The organism is Streptomyces spongiae (assembly GCF_009377185.1).
Lineage (GTDB): Bacteria > Actinomycetota > Actinomycetes > Streptomycetales > Streptomycetaceae > Streptomyces > Streptomyces spongiae.
In genome coordinates, this window is the sequence record NZ_VJZC01000900.1 from 1 (window position 1) to 2743 (window position 2743).

General features: G+C 68.8%; 3 protein-coding genes and 5 tRNA genes. 1 reads left to right on the plus strand and 7 read right to left on the minus strand.

The annotated features are described in order from the left end of the window. Window positions 1-17 precede the first annotated feature (17 nt). The gene (locus tag FNH08_RS48385; RefSeq protein WP_152778262.1) at window positions 18-548 is read right to left on the minus strand and encodes a DUF4188 domain-containing protein; all 531 of its coding nucleotides are present in this window, start codon (window positions 546-548) and stop codon (window positions 18-20) included. Window positions 549-627: 79 nt separating this feature from the next. Between FNH08_RS48385 and FNH08_RS48390 the strand changes: the two genes are divergently transcribed. Then, complete coding sequence (locus FNH08_RS48390; RefSeq protein WP_152778263.1) at window positions 628-1272, plus strand: MerR family transcriptional regulator; 645 nt, start codon at window positions 628-630, stop codon at window positions 1270-1272. A gap of 68 nt (window positions 1273-1340) precedes the next feature. On the opposite strand, the gene FNH08_RS48395 is transcribed toward FNH08_RS48390, so the two are convergent. The 6 genes from FNH08_RS48395 to FNH08_RS48420 form a co-directional block, all read right to left on the minus strand. Beyond that, window positions 1341-1413: transfer RNA gene (locus FNH08_RS48395), tRNA-Glu, on the minus strand. Window positions 1414-1457: 44 nt separating this feature from the next. Continuing rightward, window positions 1458-1529, minus strand: a tRNA-Gln gene (locus FNH08_RS48400). Between the two features lie 20 nt (window positions 1530-1549). Further along, window positions 1550-1622: transfer RNA gene (locus FNH08_RS48405), tRNA-Glu, on the minus strand. Between the two features lie 62 nt (window positions 1623-1684). Beyond that, window positions 1685-1757, minus strand: a tRNA-Glu gene (locus FNH08_RS48410). Between the two features lie 42 nt (window positions 1758-1799). Next, window positions 1800-1871: transfer RNA gene (locus FNH08_RS48415), tRNA-Gln, on the minus strand. 91 nt (window positions 1872-1962) lie between these two features. Then, window positions 1963-2694 carry an HAD family hydrolase gene (locus tag FNH08_RS48420; RefSeq protein ID WP_152778264.1) on the minus strand — a complete coding sequence of 244 codons (732 nt, stop codon included), beginning with the start codon at window positions 2692-2694 and terminating at the stop codon, window positions 1963-1965. Window positions 2695-2743 lie beyond the last annotated feature (49 nt).

Below are 2743 nucleotides of genomic sequence, written 5' to 3' on the forward strand. Positions count from 1 at the left end.
CACACCCCCCACACGACTCAACCCCCACGGCGCTCGGGCGCACCCACCTTCACCGACCGATACGCCAACCGATCCTTCGCCCGCCGCCCCCGCGCCTCAACCGGCAGCACCCCATACGCGGCCCCCAGCCCGAACGCCGGCATGTCCCCGTAGATCGACTCGTACGAGCCCTCGGGCACGACATACGACTCGTGCCAGATCCCCACATGCCCGCGGAGCCTCCCCGCCCGCTCCTTGCGGTTGATGATCGCCCAGACCCGGTGGTGGAACATGTCGGGCGCCGACGCGTACGCGTACAGCTTCTCCTTCGACTCCCAGTACTGGACGACGTAGTACGTCCGCGGGGACCCCGTCAGCAGGACGTGGTTCAGCAGCCCCCGCCCGGGATCCTTCGCCAGCTCGCGGAGCATGCGCAGCATCGCCATGAGCACCGGCACCCATTGGTGCACCGCCCAGAAGTGGTTGATCCGCATGCCGATGAGGAGGACGACCACCTCACCCTCCGCCGCAGCGGTCGTACGGTCCGCACTCGCCGGTTTCCTCGTCATGACTCCTCCTCATTGGCTAGCGCCACTATCCGATGGGTCATGCTTGGATAGTGGCACCACCCAAGGAAGGGCGCAAGAGATGCGGCTGGCCGAACTCAGTGCGCGCAGCGGCGTGTCCACGGCGACGATCAAGTACTACCTGCGCGAGGGGCTGTTGGCGCCGGGCCGCCAGATCAACGCGACGACGGCCGAGTACGACGAGGACCATCTGCGCCGGCTGCGCCTGGTACGCGCACTGATCCAGGTGGGCCGGGTCCCCGTGGCGACCGCCAAGGAGATCCTCGGGCACGTGGACGACGAGTCCCTGGGCCGCACGATCCGCCTGGGCGCGGCACTTTGGGCGCTGCCGCACGGTCCGGAGCCCGACGAGGAGGACCCGGCGGTGGTGGCGGCGCGGAACGAGGTGGAACGGCTGCTCACCTCGCTGGGCTGGGAGACCGCGCGCGAACTCGCCCCGCTCTCCCCCGTGTACCGCTCGCTGGTGACGGCGGTGGCCACGCTGATCCGGCTCGGCTACGCCTGGGACGCCGAACTGATGGCGCCGTACGCGGAGTTGATGCTCCAGGTGGCGGGGCGGGACCTGGACTTCCTGGAGACGCACGGGTCGGAGTCCGAGCGGGTGGAGACGGCGGTCGCGGCGGCCGTGCTCTTCGAACCCGTCCTACGGGCGCTGCACCGGCTGGCACAGGAGGAGGAGTCGGCGCGGCGCTACGGGCTCCAGTGACCGCACGCGGCGGCAGGTCGCGAAAACGCCGGTGGCCCTCCACCGAAGTGGAGGGCCACCGGACCGCGTACCCCCGACCGGATTCGAACCGGCGCTACCGCCTTGAGAGGGCGGCGTGCTAGGCCGCTACACAACGGGGGCGTGGAGCCTGCAGGCGTTTAATTCTGCACCGCCGCAGGTCCGAGCTGGTCTACCTGGACTCGAACCAAGACTAACTGAACCAGAATCAGTCGTGCTGCCAATTACACCATAGACCAATGTGGTTTAGACCAGTCAGTACCCCCGACCGGATTCGAACCGGCGCTACCGCCTTGAGAGGGCGGCGTGCTAGGCCGCTACACAACGGGGGCCCTAGCGATCCTGCGTCGAAGGCGGTGGGAGCTACCCGAGCCACCCTCGCGGGAAGGATCTGTACCCCCGACCGGATTCGAACCGGCGCTACTGCCTTGAGAGGGCAGCGTGCTAGGCCGCTACACAACGGGGGCTTTGCAGAGTTGATCTCCGCGAGCGCAGATGAGCTCTGCGAGCTGGCCTACCTGGACTCGAACCAAGACTAACTGAACCAGAATCAGTCGTGCTGCCAATTACACCATAGGCCACTGGAACGCAAGCCCCTGAGGGGATCTCGTTCTAGCTTGCGCCTCCGGTTCCCGGCCTTTCGGCCCGCTCTCCGGCGGCGCAGGAAGAACATTACCCGAAGGTGGACGGCGCTCCAAAACGGGTATCGCCGCCGAGGAGCGCGGGCAGTTCGGCGAGCGACGCGATCCGGCGGGGGCCGACAGGGGCTTCGCCGCTGCTCCGAGAGCCCACGCGGTCGATCCATACCGACAGCAGACCGGCGTCGGCGGCACCCTGTCCGTCGATCTCCGGGTGGTCGCCCACATACGCAACCTCCTGCGGTTGCAGGGCGAGTGCGGTGCAGACGGCGTGGAAGGCCTCGGCCGCGGGCTTGTGGACACCGAGCTCGGCCGCGCACAGCACCGCCTCGAAGCGGTCCCGCACGCCGAGGACGCGCAGCTTGCGGTCCTGGACCCGAATGGTGGAATTGGACAGCACGGCGTGTCGGTGGCTGCCGGCGAGCGCGTCGAGGACGGGCAGGACGTCGGGGAAGAGCGCCCAGGCCCCCTCGTAGTGGGTGATGTAGCGCTCGAACCAGGCGTCGGCCTGGGCGTCGCTCATGGGCTCGTCGAGGAAGGCGCGTACACGGTCGCGCCGCGTGGCCTCCCAGTCGGTCTCGCCCGCCGAGAACCGCGCCCACTGCTGGTCCGTGAGCTCGCGCCAGCGCAGCAGGGCGTGCTCGACGGACGCGTACCCGCCCAGCAGGCCCTCGGCGGCCAGATGCGCGCGCATCCCGGCACGGTCGGCCGTGGTGTAGTCGAAGAGGGTGTCGTCCACGTCCCACACCACGGCTTTGATCGTCATGTCTGCGACAGTAACCCGTGCCGCGAGAGGGCGGCACCCGGACTCCGGG

Excerpts from the sequence above, each read along its gene's own strand:
- FNH08_RS48385 (WP_152778262.1), bottom strand. The coding sequence starts at position 548 with ATGACGAGGAAACCGGCGAGTGCGGACCGTACGACCGCTGCGGCGGAG.
- FNH08_RS48420 (WP_152778264.1), bottom strand. The coding sequence starts at position 2,694 with ATGACGATCAAAGCCGTGGTGTGGGACGTGGACGACACCCTCTTCGAC.
- FNH08_RS48390 (WP_152778263.1), top strand. The coding sequence starts at position 628 with ATGCGGCTGGCCGAACTCAGTGCGCGCAGCGGCGTGTCCACGGCGACG.